Source organism: Bacillus sp. z50 (genome assembly GCF_058313585.1).
The window spans coordinates 1-16,633 of record NZ_JBZFQL010000002.1; the positions used below are offsets into that span (position 1 = coordinate 1).

Annotated in this window: 14 protein-coding genes; 2 read left to right on the forward strand and 12 right to left on the reverse strand. The window is 37.3% G+C overall.

Annotation, left to right across the window (positions count from 1 at the left end; translation table 11 throughout):
• Nucleotides 1-739 precede the first annotated feature (739 nt).
• From AC4G3N_RS05830 to yneA, 9 genes are all read right to left on the reverse strand, one after another.
• Nucleotides 740-955 carry a YneF family protein gene (locus tag AC4G3N_RS05830; RefSeq protein WP_066103996.1) on the reverse strand — a complete coding sequence of 72 codons (216 nt, stop codon included), beginning with the start codon at nucleotides 953-955 and terminating at the stop codon, nucleotides 740-742.
• Between the two features lie 167 nt (nucleotides 956-1,122).
• On the reverse strand, nucleotides 1,123-1,566 hold the full coding sequence (gene sirA, locus AC4G3N_RS05835) for a sporulation inhibitor of replication protein SirA (protein WP_491089883.1): 444 nt from the start codon (nucleotides 1,564-1,566) through the stop codon (nucleotides 1,123-1,125).
• Between the two features lie 656 nt (nucleotides 1,567-2,222).
• On the reverse strand, nucleotides 2,223-3,707 hold the full coding sequence (locus AC4G3N_RS05840) for a DUF4153 domain-containing protein (RefSeq protein WP_140461415.1): 1,485 nt from the start codon (nucleotides 3,705-3,707) through the stop codon (nucleotides 2,223-2,225).
• An 81-nt stretch (nucleotides 3,708-3,788) separates the two neighbouring features.
• On the reverse strand, nucleotides 3,789-4,430 hold the full coding sequence (locus tag AC4G3N_RS05845; protein ID WP_490553348.1) for an HAAS signaling domain-containing protein: 642 nt from the start codon (nucleotides 4,428-4,430) through the stop codon (nucleotides 3,789-3,791).
• The gene (locus AC4G3N_RS05850) at nucleotides 4,427-4,759 is read right to left on the reverse strand and encodes a PadR family transcriptional regulator (RefSeq protein ID WP_066104010.1); all 333 of its coding nucleotides are present in this window, start codon (nucleotides 4,757-4,759) and stop codon (nucleotides 4,427-4,429) included. The genes AC4G3N_RS05845 and AC4G3N_RS05850 overlap by 4 nt, the downstream gene beginning before the upstream one ends.
• 120 nt (nucleotides 4,760-4,879) lie before the next feature.
• Nucleotides 4,880-6,886 (reverse strand): transketolase, encoded by a 2,007-nt coding sequence (gene tkt / locus AC4G3N_RS05855; protein WP_491089884.1) that lies wholly within the window; start codon nucleotides 6,884-6,886, stop codon nucleotides 4,880-4,882.
• A gap of 138 nt (nucleotides 6,887-7,024) precedes the next feature.
• Entirely contained in the window at nucleotides 7,025-7,255 is a 231-nt protein-coding gene (locus tag AC4G3N_RS05860) for a DUF896 domain-containing protein (RefSeq protein WP_066104018.1), read from the reverse strand.
• A gap of 76 nt (nucleotides 7,256-7,331) precedes the next feature.
• Nucleotides 7,332-7,982: a YneB family resolvase-like protein gene (locus AC4G3N_RS05865; RefSeq protein ID WP_066104021.1), complete on the reverse strand. Its 651-nt coding sequence runs from the start codon at nucleotides 7,980-7,982 to the stop codon at nucleotides 7,332-7,334.
• Between the two features lie 69 nt (nucleotides 7,983-8,051).
• Complete coding sequence (yneA, locus tag AC4G3N_RS05870) at nucleotides 8,052-8,375, reverse strand: cell division suppressor protein YneA (RefSeq protein WP_491089885.1); 324 nt, start codon at nucleotides 8,373-8,375, stop codon at nucleotides 8,052-8,054.
• Between the two features lie 153 nt (nucleotides 8,376-8,528).
• Here yneA and lexA point away from each other — a divergent pair, with 153 nt between their 5' ends.
• Nucleotides 8,529-9,155: a transcriptional repressor LexA gene (lexA, locus tag AC4G3N_RS05875; protein WP_066104026.1), complete on the forward strand. Its 627-nt coding sequence runs from the start codon at nucleotides 8,529-8,531 to the stop codon at nucleotides 9,153-9,155.
• 195 nt (nucleotides 9,156-9,350) lie between these two features.
• Here the strand turns inward: lexA and AC4G3N_RS05880 are convergent, their stop codons facing one another.
• Entirely contained in the window at nucleotides 9,351-11,822 is a 2,472-nt protein-coding gene (locus AC4G3N_RS05880) for a helicase-related protein (protein ID WP_491089886.1), read from the reverse strand.
• A 474-nt stretch (nucleotides 11,823-12,296) separates the two neighbouring features.
• Here AC4G3N_RS05880 and AC4G3N_RS05885 point away from each other — a divergent pair, with 474 nt between their 5' ends.
• Nucleotides 12,297-12,947, forward strand: coding sequence for a 2OG-Fe(II) oxygenase (locus AC4G3N_RS05885; RefSeq protein WP_491089888.1), 651 nt, complete (start codon nucleotides 12,297-12,299; stop codon nucleotides 12,945-12,947).
• 223 nt (nucleotides 12,948-13,170) lie between these two features.
• Here the strand turns inward: AC4G3N_RS05885 and AC4G3N_RS05890 are convergent, their stop codons facing one another.
• Both AC4G3N_RS05890 and AC4G3N_RS05895 read right to left on the reverse strand, forming a co-directional pair.
• The gene (locus AC4G3N_RS05890) at nucleotides 13,171-15,081 is read right to left on the reverse strand and encodes an AMP-binding protein (protein WP_491089889.1); all 1,911 of its coding nucleotides are present in this window, start codon (nucleotides 15,079-15,081) and stop codon (nucleotides 13,171-13,173) included.
• 19 nt (nucleotides 15,082-15,100) lie between these two features.
• The gene (locus AC4G3N_RS05895) at nucleotides 15,101-16,633 is read right to left on the reverse strand and encodes an acyl-CoA carboxylase subunit beta (RefSeq protein ID WP_491089890.1); all 1,533 of its coding nucleotides are present in this window, start codon (nucleotides 16,631-16,633) and stop codon (nucleotides 15,101-15,103) included.

The following is a 16,633-nucleotide window of genomic DNA, read 5'->3' on the forward strand; positions in this document are numbered from 1 at the left end:
GGTGAACAGTTTAGCGGACGGGATCATTTGTCCCACTGCCCCTTACGTTCTACCCTGGCTACTGATAGATTAAATTCATATGAAAAAAGTTCAACCAGAAAGTTCTGGCTGAACTATATAATACGAACCGCCCCTTTAGCCGCATAAGAAAAGACCGTCAATTTGACAGCCTTGATTTTCTGCTATTACCCCAGTTTGTATAAGTACGTTTAATTGGAAATACCAAAAGGTAATTCCACAATCATAACCAATCTTTCACATATGTAACAAGTCCTAAAACTGCACCTAAACTAGAAGCAACAAACACAATAGCTATATTATTAGATTTACTATGACTATGCTTTTCATTACTCATTCTGATATCACCCCTCACTAATTATCCTTATTATACCATTTATGTGATTTTAGTTTATTTATCTTATTCAGCTAACCTGCCCGTTTCTACAATAAGGAGTTCAACATAAAAGAGCATAATCCTCGATACTTTGAGAGAAACTCTTAACGTTCCTTGCTCTCGAACTGGTAAACCTTTTTTTATCACAAAGATGTAAGTATCCTTCTATTACCTCTTTTAACAACATAAAAAGACCATCTCCTTCTGAATATTTCTCAGAAAAAAGACGGTCTGATGGAAGATTAACCAATTTGACTTATGTATCTCCAAAAAGATAAACCAAATTACAAAAATTAATCTATACAGTATGGTGACAACACCTTAGAATCCCAGATGGAACAAGGCTTATTTCCCTTGTTGTTTGTTCATCGCATTCATCATTTGATTTACTTTCTTTTGGGATGGCTTCATACCCATTTGTGTCATCATCATTTTAATCATTTGTTCATTGATTGGTGGGTTTTTCTTTAAATAGTCCATCATGTATTTACGAGCGATAAAGAATCCTAAAGCCACACCAGCAATCAAAGCAATCACTGCCGTAAGAATATAATATCCCATAACCTAAACTACCTCCTCCGTGCTGTCACAAAGACATTGTACTAAACCAAAGTAATAATACCATAATTATTGTGATATTTCTATCAGATTTTGACACAAACAGACATAATAGAATAAATTCCACGGCATTTATAACGATCTTATAGTGGAATCTGTTTTATTCTACTTCATACATATAACCTCTGTTTAATAGGTCTGAGCCATGCGCAACGTTCCTTAGTTATATCCAAGGCTAAAAAATATGGATTCCACTGCCTGAGCCATTCAAAAAATATGGTCTCACATTCATACGTTCCAGTAGCATGCAGAATCAATGAATGATTGCGATATCCTAAGCTTGCTTCGCTTTGGCCGACATTTCGCTTTCTGATATAATATACCCCATTTTCCATATAACAATCTTTATTTTCCATTAGTTGATATTCCATAAAAGAGGTAAAAAGCTGTGCATGAATCTTTTTAGTAACAAAGTTAATTTGCCTGCGGAGTATTTTTTTCTTATCCCCTTCAGATTGTTCATAATCCTGGAATAAGTTAAAAAACATATATTCTCGTCCATAATAATGACGTGCAAATTCATTCTCTATTAAATAAATAATATAAGTGCGCATACTCTTACCTCCAATTCTCTTTACATATAGTATAAAAAACTATTGTTGCATATTATGTAAAATGAACGTGCAGAGTTGTTCTAATTTTGTCGAGTAAATATTTTTTTGATTTTTCAAATTAATCTCTTATACCCATTATACATATGATTTACTCTTATCACCATTGATCATCTGTATAATTCTGTAATTTGACTAGCTACATATTCAGAACTGAAATGAAGTCCGTCTTTTATCCACCATATGATAATTCCCAATACTGATAAGCTAATATATCCGGTGATAGACTTTTTCTAATTTAGGGGCAAGTGATGCTTATTATTTCATGACATTATTGAGTGTCATCGCATTAATGATTACATTTTTTGTACCTTCTAAAAATTATATCCATTCCCCACTCGCTAGGATCAAGGGCAGCTGAGGAAAATAAAATTGATATATTTCATATTTTTAAATGGATTAGCCTACAGACATAAACACTTTAAATAAGCTTGTTTACAAAAAGCCTGGACCCATAAGTCCAGGCTTTTTACTTATTTATCCTTCAAAAATCAAATTAGCCAGTACTCCGTTTTCTGCTGGAATCCTCCAAAAACCGGTTGCCGTTATCTGATATCTACTTTATAGCAAGAATATGACCAGTACTGGATTAGCTGTTGTTAATCTCCATTTTCATGCTTAGTGAGGTTAAGACTTTCTAACCTATCATAAACTTCAACTCTGGAAAGATTATAGGACTGCCAAGTATAGTCAGTGTTCCTCATTTGCTCATATTGGACTGATAATAGATGTTTCAATTCACCAGAATTGGGGTCTGATTCATATAAGTCAATCAGTCCAGATAATCCTGTATAGGATAATTCGTTTAAATAATATAGATCAATTTTACCCGTTTCTTTATATCTACTTATATTTTTATCTACGATTAGTTGATCCAGTTGAACGATGTGCAATCCAGTGTAAAACAATAATCCGGTTAAAAAATAAAAATGTCTTAATGCAATTCGTTCAATCCAGATTTTTACTAATGTATAGGTAAAAATGACAACCAGATAAAGCATAATCGTATGTGCGAGTATTCTGAGAATCGTATATCCATAGGCCTCTTCATACATATAGAGGCGCATAAAAGCCGATGTTAGCATAACTCCGCTAAATACGATTAAAAGACTGAGAAGGACCTGTATAAGCCTTTTAGCAGCGTTCATTTGAACAGATACATACTTTAGGGTTCCAAGCAGTATGGACCAATTTATGAGGGTAACCAACAATAACTGGGCAAATCCTGTTCGCGCGCTTGAAGCATAGGTCATATCATTGAGAAGCGGGCTGCCAAAGAAATATTTAAACTGGACAATTGTAAATAATAAATAGACTCCATTAATCAGGACCAGAATCGTTGTCACAATGGTTGAATCAAACTGGACACTTCCTGCCTCTTTCATGTTAGAGGACAGTGTTTGCGGCTGTTTTAAATGTAATACATTTAGAAAACCATAAAACAAAAGAGCAAATAGGATAATAACTATCAATCTTCCAAAGAATTCACCTATTTGTACGGAAAATAACCAGTCAGGGATGTGCATAAATATCGCTTGAAAATGACTGTCTGCCGATACAAGCAATAGAATGATGATGATGAGTATCGGGAATGCAATAACAATTCCCAAACCGATGCTTTTAGCCATCCCCCCAGTTTCCCCTGCTCCCTCTTTTCTGAATTTTTTTAGGATGTAGGAGATGAATTGCTGATTGTATTTAATACTGTTTACCAGTTTTGTTTTCAATTGTTTAATAAAGTTGACTCTGCTCCAATCAATTTTTTGTTGATTTGTAATAAGTGTTAGCTGAGCTGCTACAAGAATTGGTATAACCAACCCATTCGTTAGATAAAAAAGGACATTAGATTGATAGAAATAAGATAAACCAAGAATCCAAATACAAACCATCAGAAGGCTTCCAATTCGCATATGAGTAAATTTCGTTTTCCGAAACCTCCAAAAAAACAGTCCATAAAAAGCAAATAAGAACAACGGATAGGAAATCCCTACTTCTCCATGTAAAAAAGATAACTCAGCAAAACAGGCTAGCACTATACATAACAGTAAAAATACTTTATCTTCTTTTTTAAACTGAATATCCATTTTAAGGATCCCCCTCTACCTAGTTATTCTAGGTATATAGTGATAAATATACATAGTTATTCTATGTATATAGGCAAATAGTCAAAGCGAGGCTTTCTTCCCCCATAGATACCCAGCAAAACTGACTGGATATAAGATAAACGTACAAAATACACATGCAATAATAAATGGTTTATCCAGTAAGGGGTCAAACCATTGATCCGGTACGAGGTTAAAGATAACCAAATACATTAAGATAATGTTAGGGATCACCGTAATCAAAAACGTTTTCTTAATAAGCTTTTTGCCCTGATGTCCAAATTCCTTGCCAATTTCATAACCAAGCAAGACCCAAAAACCAATATAGATGGCCATTAAAAGTACAGGAATCGATGTTAGCAAAGACCATATTTCCTTGGCCCAATTCCAATCATATGTATGGTTGATAAATGTTAACAAAATTCCGCTTATAAAGAGGGACAAGTTAATTCCTGCAAATATCCACCTTGTTTTTCTTGGTGTAAGGGTTAGTTCCTGTTTCCAGGATACAGCAACTTCTTCCGGTGTACCCAGCCGCATCGATAGCTCTTTATAGATTAAGTCGGGTGACTCATCCTCATAAATGATGTCGCAAGCCATTTCGGAAATATGTAACTTATATTCTTCCATAATAGCCGCTTTATCAGGATGGGCACCCAGCAATCGATCAAGCTGACTTAAATAATCTTCTTCAGCCCGTCTCATGTTTCTGTTCTCCCCATTACCTTGTTCATGACCTGGACATATCGATTCCATTCGTTTGTTTTAATCTCTAGCATCTCTTCGCCAGCCATGGTAATACGGTAGTACTTACGAGCGGGTCCCTTCTCTTGTTCAACCCAGTAGCACTCTATATATTCCTGTTTTTCAAGCTTATGCAAAGCAGGATACAGCGTACCTTCCTTCATCTGAAATCCATGGTCACTGCGGTGATCCATTTCTTTCACCAATTCATACCCATACATATCTCTTTCTTGCAAAAGCTGCAGAACAAGAAGTGATGTACTTCCTTTTACAAGTTCACGATTAAACATTTCTTCACCTACCTAGAATTATTAGGTACATATCAAACATACATCATTTGGAATTGTTTGTAAATATATTCATAAAAAAATCACCAGAGAAAGACCCTGGCGATTTTTTAAAAATATATTTTATTTTTGTAGCATTTCTTTTACTAAAGAAACCACATTAGATGGAGTGAATCCGAATTTTTCCATTAACAATTCACCAGGGCCGGAAGCACCAAAGCGGTCAATTGCCAATATTTCACCTTCATCACCTGTATAACGGTCCCATCCGAAAGATGTACCTAATTCAATTGCAAGGCGTTTCTTAACAGATGAAGGAATAACAGATTCTTTATATTCAGCAGATTGAGCTTCAAAACGATCAAATGATGGCATGCTGACAACTGATACATCAATGCCGTCATTCGCTAATATAGCCTGTGCTTGAACAGCCAATCCTACTTCAGATCCAGATGCCAACAATATAGCATCGGCAGTATCCTTATTGGAAGGTGAAACTACATATCCACCTTTAGCAACGCCCTCTTCAGCTAATTCAGCTGATAACGGTAACGTAGTTAAGTTTTGGCGGGATAATACTAACGCAGTTGGTGCAGACTTGCTTGTTAATGCCGCTTTCCATGCAGCTGCCACTTCATTGCTGTCAGCCGGACGGATAAGTGAAACATTAGGCATTGCGCGCAATGCAGCCAAGTGCTCAATTGGTTCATGAGTTGGACCATCTTCTCCAACAGCAATACTGTCATGTGTAAATACATATGTGACAGGAAGATTCATTAACGCTGCTAAACGAATAGCTGGACGCAGGTAATCAGAGAATACAAAGAATGTTCCTCCATACACATGCACACCACCGTGAAGTGCCATACCGTTTAATGCAGCACCCATACCAAATTCACGTACTCCAAACCAAATGTTACGGCCATCATAGGAGCCTGGCAAGAAATCTTTTTCGCCCTTCAGCATCGTTTTGTTTGATCCAGCTAAGTCAGCGGATCCGCCAAATAAAGATGGAAGATTTTTAGCGATTGCATTTAATACTTCTCCACCTGAATTACGTGTAGCAACGGCTTTTCCTGCTTCATAAACAGGAATATCCTTATCCCAGCCTTCAGGTAATTCGCCTTTAATTGCTGTTTCTAGTTGAGCAGCAAGTTCAGGGTATTCGTTTTTATAGCTTTCAAATAATTGGTTCCATTCTTCTTCTTTTTTAGCACCAGCTTTTACAACAGTTTCTTCGAATGTGTCATAAACTTCCTGTGGTACATAAAAATCTTCTTCGAATGTCCATTTGTAATATTCTTTAGTCAATTTCATTTCGTCTTCGCCAAGCGGAGCACCATGAACAGCAGATTTACCGGATTTATTTGGAGCACCGTATCCGATAACTGTTTTTACTTCAATCATAGTTGGACGGTCAAGATCTGTTTTTGCCTCTTCAAGCGCTTTAGCAATTTCATTCAGATCATTACCGTCTTCTACGCGAATGTATTGCCATCCGTAAGCTTTAAAACGCTCAGCAACACTTTCAGAGAAGCTCATATTTAATTCGCCGTCAAGAGAGATATCATTGGAATCATAAAGGACTACTAAACGTCCCAATTTTAAATGGGCAGCAAGAGAAGCAGCTTCAGCTGATACCCCTTCCATTAAATCTCCATCTCCGCAAATGCTGTATGTAAAATGATCTACAACATCAAAGTTATCTTTATTGTAGACTGCCGCCAAATGACGTTCCGCCATTGCCATACCGACTGCCATCGCAATACCTTGGCCAAGTGGTCCGGTTGTAGCTTCTACGCCTTTTGTATGTCCATATTCAGGATGTCCAGGTGTTTTACTGCCCCATTGTCTGAAATTCTTAATTTCTTCCATATCAAGGCCATAACCTGATAAGTGCAATAAGCTGTATAAAAGCATGGAACCATGTCCTGCTGATAATACAAAACGATCACGGTTAAACCAATCCGGATTTTTTGGATTATGGTTCATGAATTTGGTCCAAAGAGTATAAGCCATAGGAGCAGCTCCCATTGGCATACCAGGATGACCTGAATTAGCTTTTTCAATTGCATCGATTGAAAGAGTACGAATAGCTGTGATAGATAAATTATCTTTTTCTGTGAACATTGCCTACATCCTTTCAGATTAACCTTCTAATTTATATTAATGAAGTATAAACAGGTTGACAAGACTTTGTTGGTAAATGCTACAAAATCGTCACTCCTTAAGATATTTTTTTGGAGTCTAACCTATTATGCTATACCCTTAATGTAATTTATTATTACGTAATTTTTTTATTTTTTCAGGTGTGACATCCTTACCTTCTGGATCGATAATTGTCAAACCTTCAACCGTATTTCTCATTGAGGTACGAAAGGTTTCCAAATACTCTTTCCTCAGAAGAGATTGTTCAGTGGCTTCTTCTTTTGTAAGGCCAACTGTTTTTGATTTCTTAGATAATTCATTAATTCTTTTAATTTTATGCATTGGCAGCATGGTATTGCTCCTTCTATATAAAATATAAGTAGATATTGTCATCGTATAGAAAAACTGCGTAATTTTCAAGAATGAACTATTGATTAGTATTCTTTTTCATATATTCTGAATATCTTCGATGAATGGTGGCTTTTGAGAGATCATAGCCTTTTCTGTTTAAATTCTCCGTAATTTCAGCAAATGTTAATCCTTTAATACGCAGCTCAATAACCTCCTGTAAAGGTACCTCTGACCTTTCTCTTCCGCCTCCAAGATGTTGATTTGCTAAATTTCTTTGTGGTTTATATCCATTTTCAATTGCTCGTTTCATCCCTCTTCTGATTTTACTGTTTTGTAATTTTCGCTGATATTCCTCTACTATACTGATGATTTGCAAAAGCATGGCATCTGTTTCAGAAACCTCAAGCTCACCATTATGAGTAACCGTATATAATTTAACCCCTTCTTTATAGATGCAATGTAATAGAGCAATCTTGGCATTTCCTCTGCCCAGTCTTGTTTCATCCTGAATCAAGAGACCCTCGATTTCTCTATTTTTCATTTTTTCCAGCAAGATTAGAATGCCTTCTCGTTCTAAATCATATCCACTGGCTTGTTCTTTCTCGATTATTACCACCTCGAACCCCTTTATGGCAGCCAGTCTTGTTAACTCCTGCTCCTGCCTTTCCAGTGATGTTTCCTGTGAACTTTTATCTGTGCTGACTCTGCAATAAATTCCAACCTTCATTTTCTCTCACCATTCTTCTTTACATATAGATAAGGCCGGGAAACATTCCCGACCTTACTGATTATATAGTTATTTATCAGAATCTGCTAAGTGTAGCATTTCTGTATTTTCGTTCATTTTCTTTACAGGAATCACAATCGTTTGCCCTTCCTTTAAATGATTAATGTGCAAGTCATTATGTTCCTGAACCCAAGAGACAAATTCAGTCTGTGTCATTTCGTTGCCGTCAAAACGTTCAGCCATATCCCAAACTGTATCTCCTTTTTTAACCGTGATTTGTTGATAATCGTCTTTTGGTGCTTCAATATTTGTTACTATCATTGTAGTTATTAATAAGAAAAGACCTATAAAAAACAAGATTGAATAATTATAAGAAGTCCATAATTTTTTCATAAATAAACCCCCATCGAATGTATGTTCGTTTAATATAAATCAAGTATAAACCGAACAAACGTTTTGTGTCAATACAAAAAACGAACTTATGTTTGTACTGTTAAACAGGAAATGATATACTAAAAACAAGAAAAGCTAAAAGAGGTGCGGGAGATGACTACTAAATTATCCAAACGGCAACAGGATATTTTGCTATATATTAAAGAAGAAGTAAAAACGAAGGGCTATCCGCCTTCCGTTCGAGAAATTGGCGAAGCAGTCGGACTGGCTTCAAGTTCCACGGTTCATGGTCACTTAGCGCGATTGGAAAGCAAAGGACTCATCAGACGAGATCCTACCAAACCACGTGCTATTGAAATCCTGGATATGGATCCACATGACCATATTCCAAAAACAAATTCAGTTAATGTACCATTAATCGGGAAAGTAACTGCAGGGCAGCCTATTACAGCTATCGAAAATATAGAAGAATACTTCCCTCTGCCTGAGCATATGGCTCCTGCCGATGAAAATGTGTTTATGCTAGAAATTATGGGCGACAGTATGATTGAAGCTGGAATACTTAACGGTGACTATGTAATTGTTCGCCAGCAGCATACAGCAAACAACGGTGAAATTGTCGTAGCCATGACTGAAGATGATGAAGCTACCGTTAAACGTTTCTTTAAAGAAGATACTCATTTCCGTCTGCAGCCTGAAAATTCTATGCTCGAGCCTATCATTCTACAAAATGTCAGCATCCTTGGCAAAGTGATCGGGTTATACAGAAATATTCAATAAGAACGTTGGGACCGGCTTTCAGCCGGTTCTACTTTTGTGTTTAAAATCTATTATCTCTATTAAACTTATGCATTTAAGAATTGGCATATTCCATTTTATAAATAGATTAATACTTTTATTTATCTCGTTGTTTACATAATATTATTATGTGATACAAAAAAGCTTGCAACCATTTTGATTGCAAGCTTGAAGGTCCTATATATCCCATCCTTTGTAATAGTATCTTGATCGTTTACTCTCTTCATAACACGACTGGCAAATAGCAAATGGATAATTCCAACTTAACGGCTTATTGCATGACCGACACTTTGTTTGATATTTTTTAACCCCTTTTCTTAACTGATTATGTGCATCTGAACTGATTTCTTCTCTTACTCGCTCCCAATAGACCGTTTCACTTCTTCGATCTAATTTATACAAAAACAATAAATGCAATCCTACTGATTTATAAGATAATTCAAGTTCATCCAAGGAATCTTTCTTTATTAAAGGCTCTCTCAATTCTCTTCTATCCACAATGGCTTTCATATTATAGAGCCATTGATTAACGAGGCTCTCCTCATTCGCTGAAAAAGGTAAATGCAGAAAACCGTATAAATCAGTTATCGACATTCGTCCTTCTATTTGTTCATGGCGAATTAAATGATATAAAGCTTTTTCCTGAGTAAGCGGTGCTTTTGTTGTGCCGGAAGGATTTTTAAATTCATCCCATAATTCAAAGAATTGATCAAAACTCGAGTGATAACGTTTAAAACGTTCAAATACACCCTGTGTAGGTGCTATTGTAAATGTATTGATCGGCCGGTCTTCACCATTTAACAACCGTTTCATTAAACCAATTTGATCAGTAAATGCCACTCTTCCTTCATTATATATACCTTTACGGCCGGCACGGCCCGCTAACTGCTTTACTTCCTGGGAGGTTAATAAACGCCTTCTCGTGCCATCAAATTTATCATTTTCCAGAAAAACGACCCGCCTAATCGGTAGATTGAGCCCCATCCCGATAGCATCTGTAGATACAATCACTCGCGTCTCCCTGTTAATGAACCTCTGAATTTGTTTAGCTCTTGTCTCAGGAGGCATACTTCCATAGATTATACTTACTTTATGGCCGTTTCTCTCCAGCTTTGAAGCGGTTTGAAGCACTTTATTTCGAGAAAATACAATCAATGCATCTCCTGCCTTGGTATGTTCGATCTTAAAAGGTTTTTTCTCTACAATCAGCGGTATATCACGTTTGTATTCATGAATTTCAATATCATTTCCCTGAAGCAGATTTAAAATCATCCTTTTCGAATTGTGACTGCCTATGATGTGAACTTCCCGAGCACGCGCTTTATTAATAGCTCTAAACCAAGAAAACCCACGATCTTTATCTGCGATCATTTGCGCTTCGTCTATAACCATGACGTCGAATTCATCTTTCTCGGTAAACATTTCAATTGTGCAGGAATAATGCGTGGCATTTGCAATATCCTTTTCTTCTTCACCTGTCTTTAATGCACAGGCAATTCCGTTGTTTTTAAGCGTTTCATATACTTCAAGTGCCAATAGCCTTAAAGGTGCCAGGTATATACCAGATGCAGCTTCCCTTAATCTATTTAACGCCTGATAGGTTTTTCCGGTATTTGTTTCTCCTATATGCAGAATATATTTAGTGTTACTATAAACGGTTGTTTTGTATTCAACTCCAAAAATATCATCCAGTTTCTTTTGTTTTATTTCTTCCTGTTTCCTCAGCTCTTCTAATTTCTGTTCTCTTTTTTCAATTCTCTCTTTGTGCTGAGTATGGTATAACGGCATTTGTATATCAAATTCGTCCGGGTGGTTTCGAACATCTATAAGGTCCTCAATCAATTCCTGCTCTATTTCACTTTCATATTCCCATTGAAATTCACTAATATTAGCCCCAATCAATTGCCTGATCAACTTATGATTAATCGACCCTTTAAACAAATTCTCATATTGGTTTATGATCTGATTCGGCAATTCTGATACTATAAATGGGTATATGGTTTCGTAAACAAAGGTATCGATCAGATTTTGATAAATATATTCGTCAAAAACAGAATCATCCTGGTATACATCATATCCCCAATATAAGAGGTCGTTGAGCGTTTCAAATTGGGCTTGTTTGAACCCCTTCACATTTGCTATATCCCTTTGTAATTGATTTGCCACTTTATATCTGAGTTTTAAATAAAAATAAAGCTTGTTACTGCTCAAAATACTTAAGGCCTCATCTTTTATAACGGTATTCTCATAATTCCCTTTCAATTTTTTTAGCTTGACTGTTTCAAATAATTCATCCCATCGTTCATCTGTTTCTCCAAAGTAATCTTGGATCCAACTTTTCAGATCAAAGGATTTTAGTCCACTAAGTTCTTGTTCAACCATTTTATTTATTGCTTTCTTGGAGGCTCCTTCTGTTTCTATACCACGCAGCCCCAAAAATTTAATTTTTTCAGCTCTATTCATCCGCTGAAGCGTTCGACTCTTCCATGCTAAATTCCAAATTTGATCGAAATAGCGTTCTCTGCTCTCCAAATAATCATGTATAGCTGGCTTTGTTTCGCTTTCTTCCATATATAAGGAAATATCATTCAGAATATCATTTTTTGCTTTTTCAACTGCTTCTTTATACCCTTTATTCAATATGTCCATTATTCCGTTCTCCTTCAACTGCCATAAAAATTCTCTTATAAGGCTAATATATACGATTACCCGCATATCTATAAATTTAATACATTAGTTTACATAATATTATTATGTTCTACATTAATTTTTTTCTTAATTTTTGTATTAAATCCACTTGATTCATTACTTTATATAAATCATACATATAATATCACCGGATCAATCATAATTGTTCCATTGTGTTTGCTTTGATGGCGCATTTTCTGTATATACAGCAAAAGTAAAGTATTAAACAAAATAAACTCCCCATTCATTGAGGAGTTTTGATTTATAAAGTTCTTGAACTAAAATTTCGGCTTCCTTTCTTCAAATTCAAACTCATATATTATTATTTTGAAATTTACTCTTCCAAAAATAATTATGAGAATTCTAATCGGATTTATTAAAATACATGATAAAATAACAAATGGAACAGAGAAAAGATGGGAGAGGAAGCAATATATGACAACGACCATTCATCCACAAAAAGAAACGCCTATTTTCCCCCACACAGGTCATTTCATTGAGACAGAGAACAGACGAATTCCTATCTTAGCTCGTCACGGTGAACCACTTGTTGTGGTATTAGGAAACGTCTTAAGCGATGAGGAATGCGATACATTGATAGAGTTAGCGAAGCAAGATATGAAACGCTCAACCGTTGGAGCAACCCGTGAAGTAAACGGTATTCGCACGAGTACAGGTGCTTTCATTGAAGACGCCCAAAATGAAACCGTTTTACGCATTGAAAAACGACTAGCTGAAATCACTGACATTCCGTCTGAACATAGTGAAAATCTCCATATCCTTCGCTATACTCCTGGTCAAGAATACAAAGCACATTTTGATTATTTTGCTTCAACAAGTCAAGCAGCTCAAAACAATCGAATCAGTACAATTGTCTTATACCTAAACGATGTGGAAGAAGGCGGAGAAACGTATTTCCCTCACCTAGATTTATCAGTCGCTCCACAAAAAGGAATGGCGGTTTACTTTGAATATTTCTACCAAGACGAATCTCTGAACGAAAAGACCTTACATGGCGGTGCCCCGGTTACCAAGGGTGAAAAATGGATTGCTACTCAATGGATTCGGAAACAGCGTATTCGTTAACAGGACAGTAAAGCGAGGCAATGATGTATGCCTTGCTTTTTCTTTTGTTCCGATACATTCTATTAAATTATTTTAATCAAGTTAAATTTTCAAGAATACAACAATCCAATTATAGTAACTATAAAACTAATTAAAAAAGCATGGATGATATCCATGCCAACACTTAACTATTAGATAGCTGTTTACCAGCAAGTGATTCGCACACTTGCTTCCACCAGGGTTATCATTTTATTTTTATCTGATTGATTTCATGTACGATCTCCGGATTGACTAAGGAGGATAAATCACCTGCATCTTGGTTAAGGAAGGTAGATTTGATGACTCGGCGCATAATTTTCTGGTTTCTCGTTTTTGGCAGGTCGCTCACGAAGTAAATAGCTGAAGGCTTGAGTGCTTTTCCAAGCTGATTGCCCAAAAGCTTCATGAGCTCATTTTCTAGCTCTGTACTCCCCTTTACATTCGTTTGTAAAACGGCAAAGCATACACAGGATTCCCCTTTAAGCTCATCCGGAATACCGATAGCAGCCGCTTCAATCACATCTTCATGCTTAATAAGAATGGATTCATATTCAGTCGGACCTACTCTTTTTCCCGCTATATTCAATGTATCATCAGACCGCCCTTTAATCTCCCAAAAAACACCGTCTGTACTCACCCAATCCCCATGAACCCAGGTATTCTTATAGGTGCTCCAGTATGTATCCAAGTATCTTTCCTTCTCATTCCAGAAGCCTTTAGTCATGCCAACCCAAGGAGCGCGAATACAGAGCTCACCCACCTCGTTCGTAACAGCTTCACCCGATGAATTTAATACCGTAATATCCATGCCTGGCATCGGTGAATTAAATGTAACAGGAGCAATAGGCTTCAATAAAACATTTCCTAAAATGCCGCCGGATATTTCGGTGCCTCCTGAATAATTAATAATCGGGATTTTCTTTTTCCCAATCCTTTCAAACAACCAATTCCATGGATCCGGATTCCAAGGCTCACCCGTTGATCCAAACACTTTAAGAGATGAAAGATCATGAGAACCAATCGAATCATCAGCTCTTGCCATAAGAGAACGAATTAATGTAGGTGAAATTCCCAATTGCGTAACTTTCCACTTTTCAACTAACTTCCATATCTGATTTGCCGTCGGGTAGTCAGGCACCCCATCGTAAAGCATGATCGTAGCTCCGTTCATTAAACTGGCAAACAACTGAAATGGTCCCATCATCCAGCCCATATCCGTTATCCAGAGAAGCTTATCACCTTTGACCACGTCCATTGAGATTCTTGCATCAATTGCTGACTTTATCGGAAAACCGGTATGAGTGTGGACAGTTCCTTTTGGTTTGCCTGTTGTCCCTGAGGTGTAAATGAGCATGAATGGTTCATCACTCTTCATTTCTGCAGAGGTGTCCACCGGATCTGTTGCTTCGATTTGATTCCAGGATACAAATGATCCACGCATCCCAGTCTCTCCCACTACAACTACCTTCTCCAAATTATCCATTTCATCTAAAACATTTGTAACTGTCTTTAACATATCGACCTTTTTACCACGGCGAGTATAGGAATCTGCCGTTATAATCATTTTGGAACCTGCTGCGTTTACGCGTGTTTTTAGGGCATCCTCTGCAAAACCGGAGAATACAGGCGAGACAACCGCTCCAATTTTTGCGGCAGCCAGAATGGCAACAATAGTTTCCGGAATCATTGGCATATAGATGGTTATTCTGTCTCCACGTACTATCCCCTGTTCCAATAACCCTCCTGCCACTCTGCTTACCCACTCATATAATTGCGGAAAGGAGATTTTCTTTGTTTGTCCTAATTCATTTTCATATTCGATTGCATGATGATCAGAATATATCCATTTCTCTATACAAGAATCCACAATATTACAGGTTCCACCGACATACCAATCCGGGAATTCAATCCCATTTGATAGGTCCATTACTTTTTTATAAGGTGACTTCCAACTGAACCCTAATTCTTTTTCGACTTCGCCCCAATACCATTCGGGCTCTTCAATCGATTTAGCATAAAATTGGGCATAGTCTTTAAGGCTCAATTCTTGTATCCATTTATGAAGACGCAGGTTAGAAATCGTACGATGATCGGGTATCCAGGCTACTTGGCTCATGAAAGAACCCTCCGTTTCCTCAAACCGGATAAACCGGATGTTTTCGGCATGAAAAGACCTGATATTTACTTTCATATAAGCTAAATCTAGTGATTAATTGACTCCTTAAATCATTAGGTTCAACAATATCATCAATGATCATTTCTGAGGCGAGGCGATAAATATTAATATCTTCCTTGTACTCTTCTCTTTTTTCCATAATGAAGCCTTGACGTTCTTCTTCCGGGAGGGCGGCAATTTTATTGGCATACACAGCATTCACTGCCGCTTCTGGACCCATCACTGCAATCGAGGCAGTCGGCAAGGCAATACAGCAATCTGGTTCAAAGGCTGGACCAGCCATCGCATAAAGGCCAGCTCCATATGCTTTCCGAACAATAACAGAGATTTTTGGAACGGTTGCTTCACTCATGGCAGCAATCATTTTTGCACCATGCCTGATAATTCCTGCTTGCTCTACTTTAGTGCCAATCATAAATCCTGGTATATCGGCTAAAAAGAGTAATGGAATATTGAAGGCATCACATAGATTAATGAATTTGGCTGCTTTATCAGCAGAATCATGAAAAAGGACTCCACCCTTTACACGCGGCTGATTGGCAATAATTCCAACCGGTTTACCACCCATTCGGGCAAGGCCAGTAATTAATTCAGGTGCAAACATTTTCTTGATTTCACAAAAGGAATCCTCGTCTATTAATTGATTAATGAGATCATACATATTAAAAGGTGCATTTTGATTCTGAGGGATAAGATCTGCGATTGTTTTGTCTGATACTTGAGGTAGTTTTTCTTCGGTGCCTTTTGTTTTTTCGGCAAAATTGGCCGGGAAGTAGGATAGATATTTCCGGGCATATTCAATTGCCTCTTGTTCACTGCTTACAAGGACATCTCCGCAACCCGATATGGAACAATGCATTTTCGCTCCACCCATTTGTTCCAATGTGACCTTCTCTCCAATAACCATCTCTGCCATCCTTGGAGAACCGAGATACATGGAAGCATTTCCTTCCACCATTACAACGATATCGCAAAATGCTGGAATATAGGCACCACCTGCTGCAGAAGGCCCAAATAATAAACAAATTTGCGGGATTTTCCCGGACAGTTTTACCTGATTATAAAAAATTCTGCCAGCCCCTCGGCGTCCAGGGAACATATCTACCTGATCCGTTATTCTCGCACCGGCTGAGTCCACTAAATACAGCATAGGAATTTGAAGCTTATCAGCAGTTTCCTGAATACGAATGATTTTTTCAACCGTCCGTGCACCCCATGATCCTGCTTTAATGGTTGAATCATTGGCCATAACAGCAACCGTTTGACCATTTATTTTCCCTAATCCAGTTACCACCCCGTCAGCCGGTAAACCTTCCGCAGAATGATTCGCAAACAATCCATCCTCCGCTAAAACGCCTTCATCAAACAATAGCTCCAAACGCTCACGAACGAACAATTTGCCTGCTTCTTTATTTTTTTGATGATACTTCTCTTCTCCGCCTCCTTTTATTTTTTCTATTCGTTCTATAAGGTCGTTTTGAATTGTGTTCAT

Coding starts and splice junctions, on each gene's coding strand:
- AC4G3N_RS05850 (WP_066104010.1), bottom strand. CDS start 4,759: ATGTTTAATCGTGAACTTGTAAAAGGAAGTACATCACTTCTTGTTCTG.
- AC4G3N_RS05880 (WP_491089886.1), bottom strand. CDS start 11,822: ATGGACATATTGAATAAAGGGTATAAAGAAGCAGTTGAAAAAGCAAAA.
- AC4G3N_RS05885 (WP_491089888.1), top strand. CDS start 12,297: ATGACAACGACCATTCATCCACAAAAAGAAACGCCTATTTTCCCCCAC.
- tkt (WP_491089884.1), bottom strand. CDS start 6,886: ATGTTCACAGAAAAAGATAATTTATCTATCACAGCTATTCGTACTCTT.
- AC4G3N_RS05865 (WP_066104021.1), bottom strand. CDS start 7,982: ATGAAGGTTGGAATTTATTGCAGAGTCAGCACAGATAAAAGTTCACAG.
- sirA (WP_491089883.1), bottom strand. CDS start 1,566: ATGCGCACTTATATTATTTATTTAATAGAGAATGAATTTGCACGTCAT.
- AC4G3N_RS05845 (WP_490553348.1), bottom strand. CDS start 4,430: ATGAGACGGGCTGAAGAAGATTATTTAAGTCAGCTTGATCGATTGCTG.
- AC4G3N_RS05830 (WP_066103996.1), bottom strand. CDS start 955: ATGGGATATTATATTCTTACGGCAGTGATTGCTTTGATTGCTGGTGTG.
- AC4G3N_RS05895 (WP_491089890.1), bottom strand. CDS start 16,633: ATGAACACAATTCAAAACGACCTTATAGAACGAATAGAAAAAATAAAA.
- AC4G3N_RS05860 (WP_066104018.1), bottom strand. CDS start 7,255: ATGCTGCCAATGCATAAAATTAAAAGAATTAATGAATTATCTAAGAAA.
- yneA (WP_491089885.1), bottom strand. CDS start 8,375: ATGAAAAAATTATGGACTTCTTATAATTATTCAATCTTGTTTTTTATA.
- AC4G3N_RS05890 (WP_491089889.1), bottom strand. CDS start 15,081: ATGAGCCAAGTAGCCTGGATACCCGATCATCGTACGATTTCTAACCTG.
- lexA (WP_066104026.1), top strand. CDS start 8,529: ATGACTACTAAATTATCCAAACGGCAACAGGATATTTTGCTATATATT.
- AC4G3N_RS05840 (WP_140461415.1), bottom strand. CDS start 3,707: ATGGATATTCAGTTTAAAAAAGAAGATAAAGTATTTTTACTGTTATGT.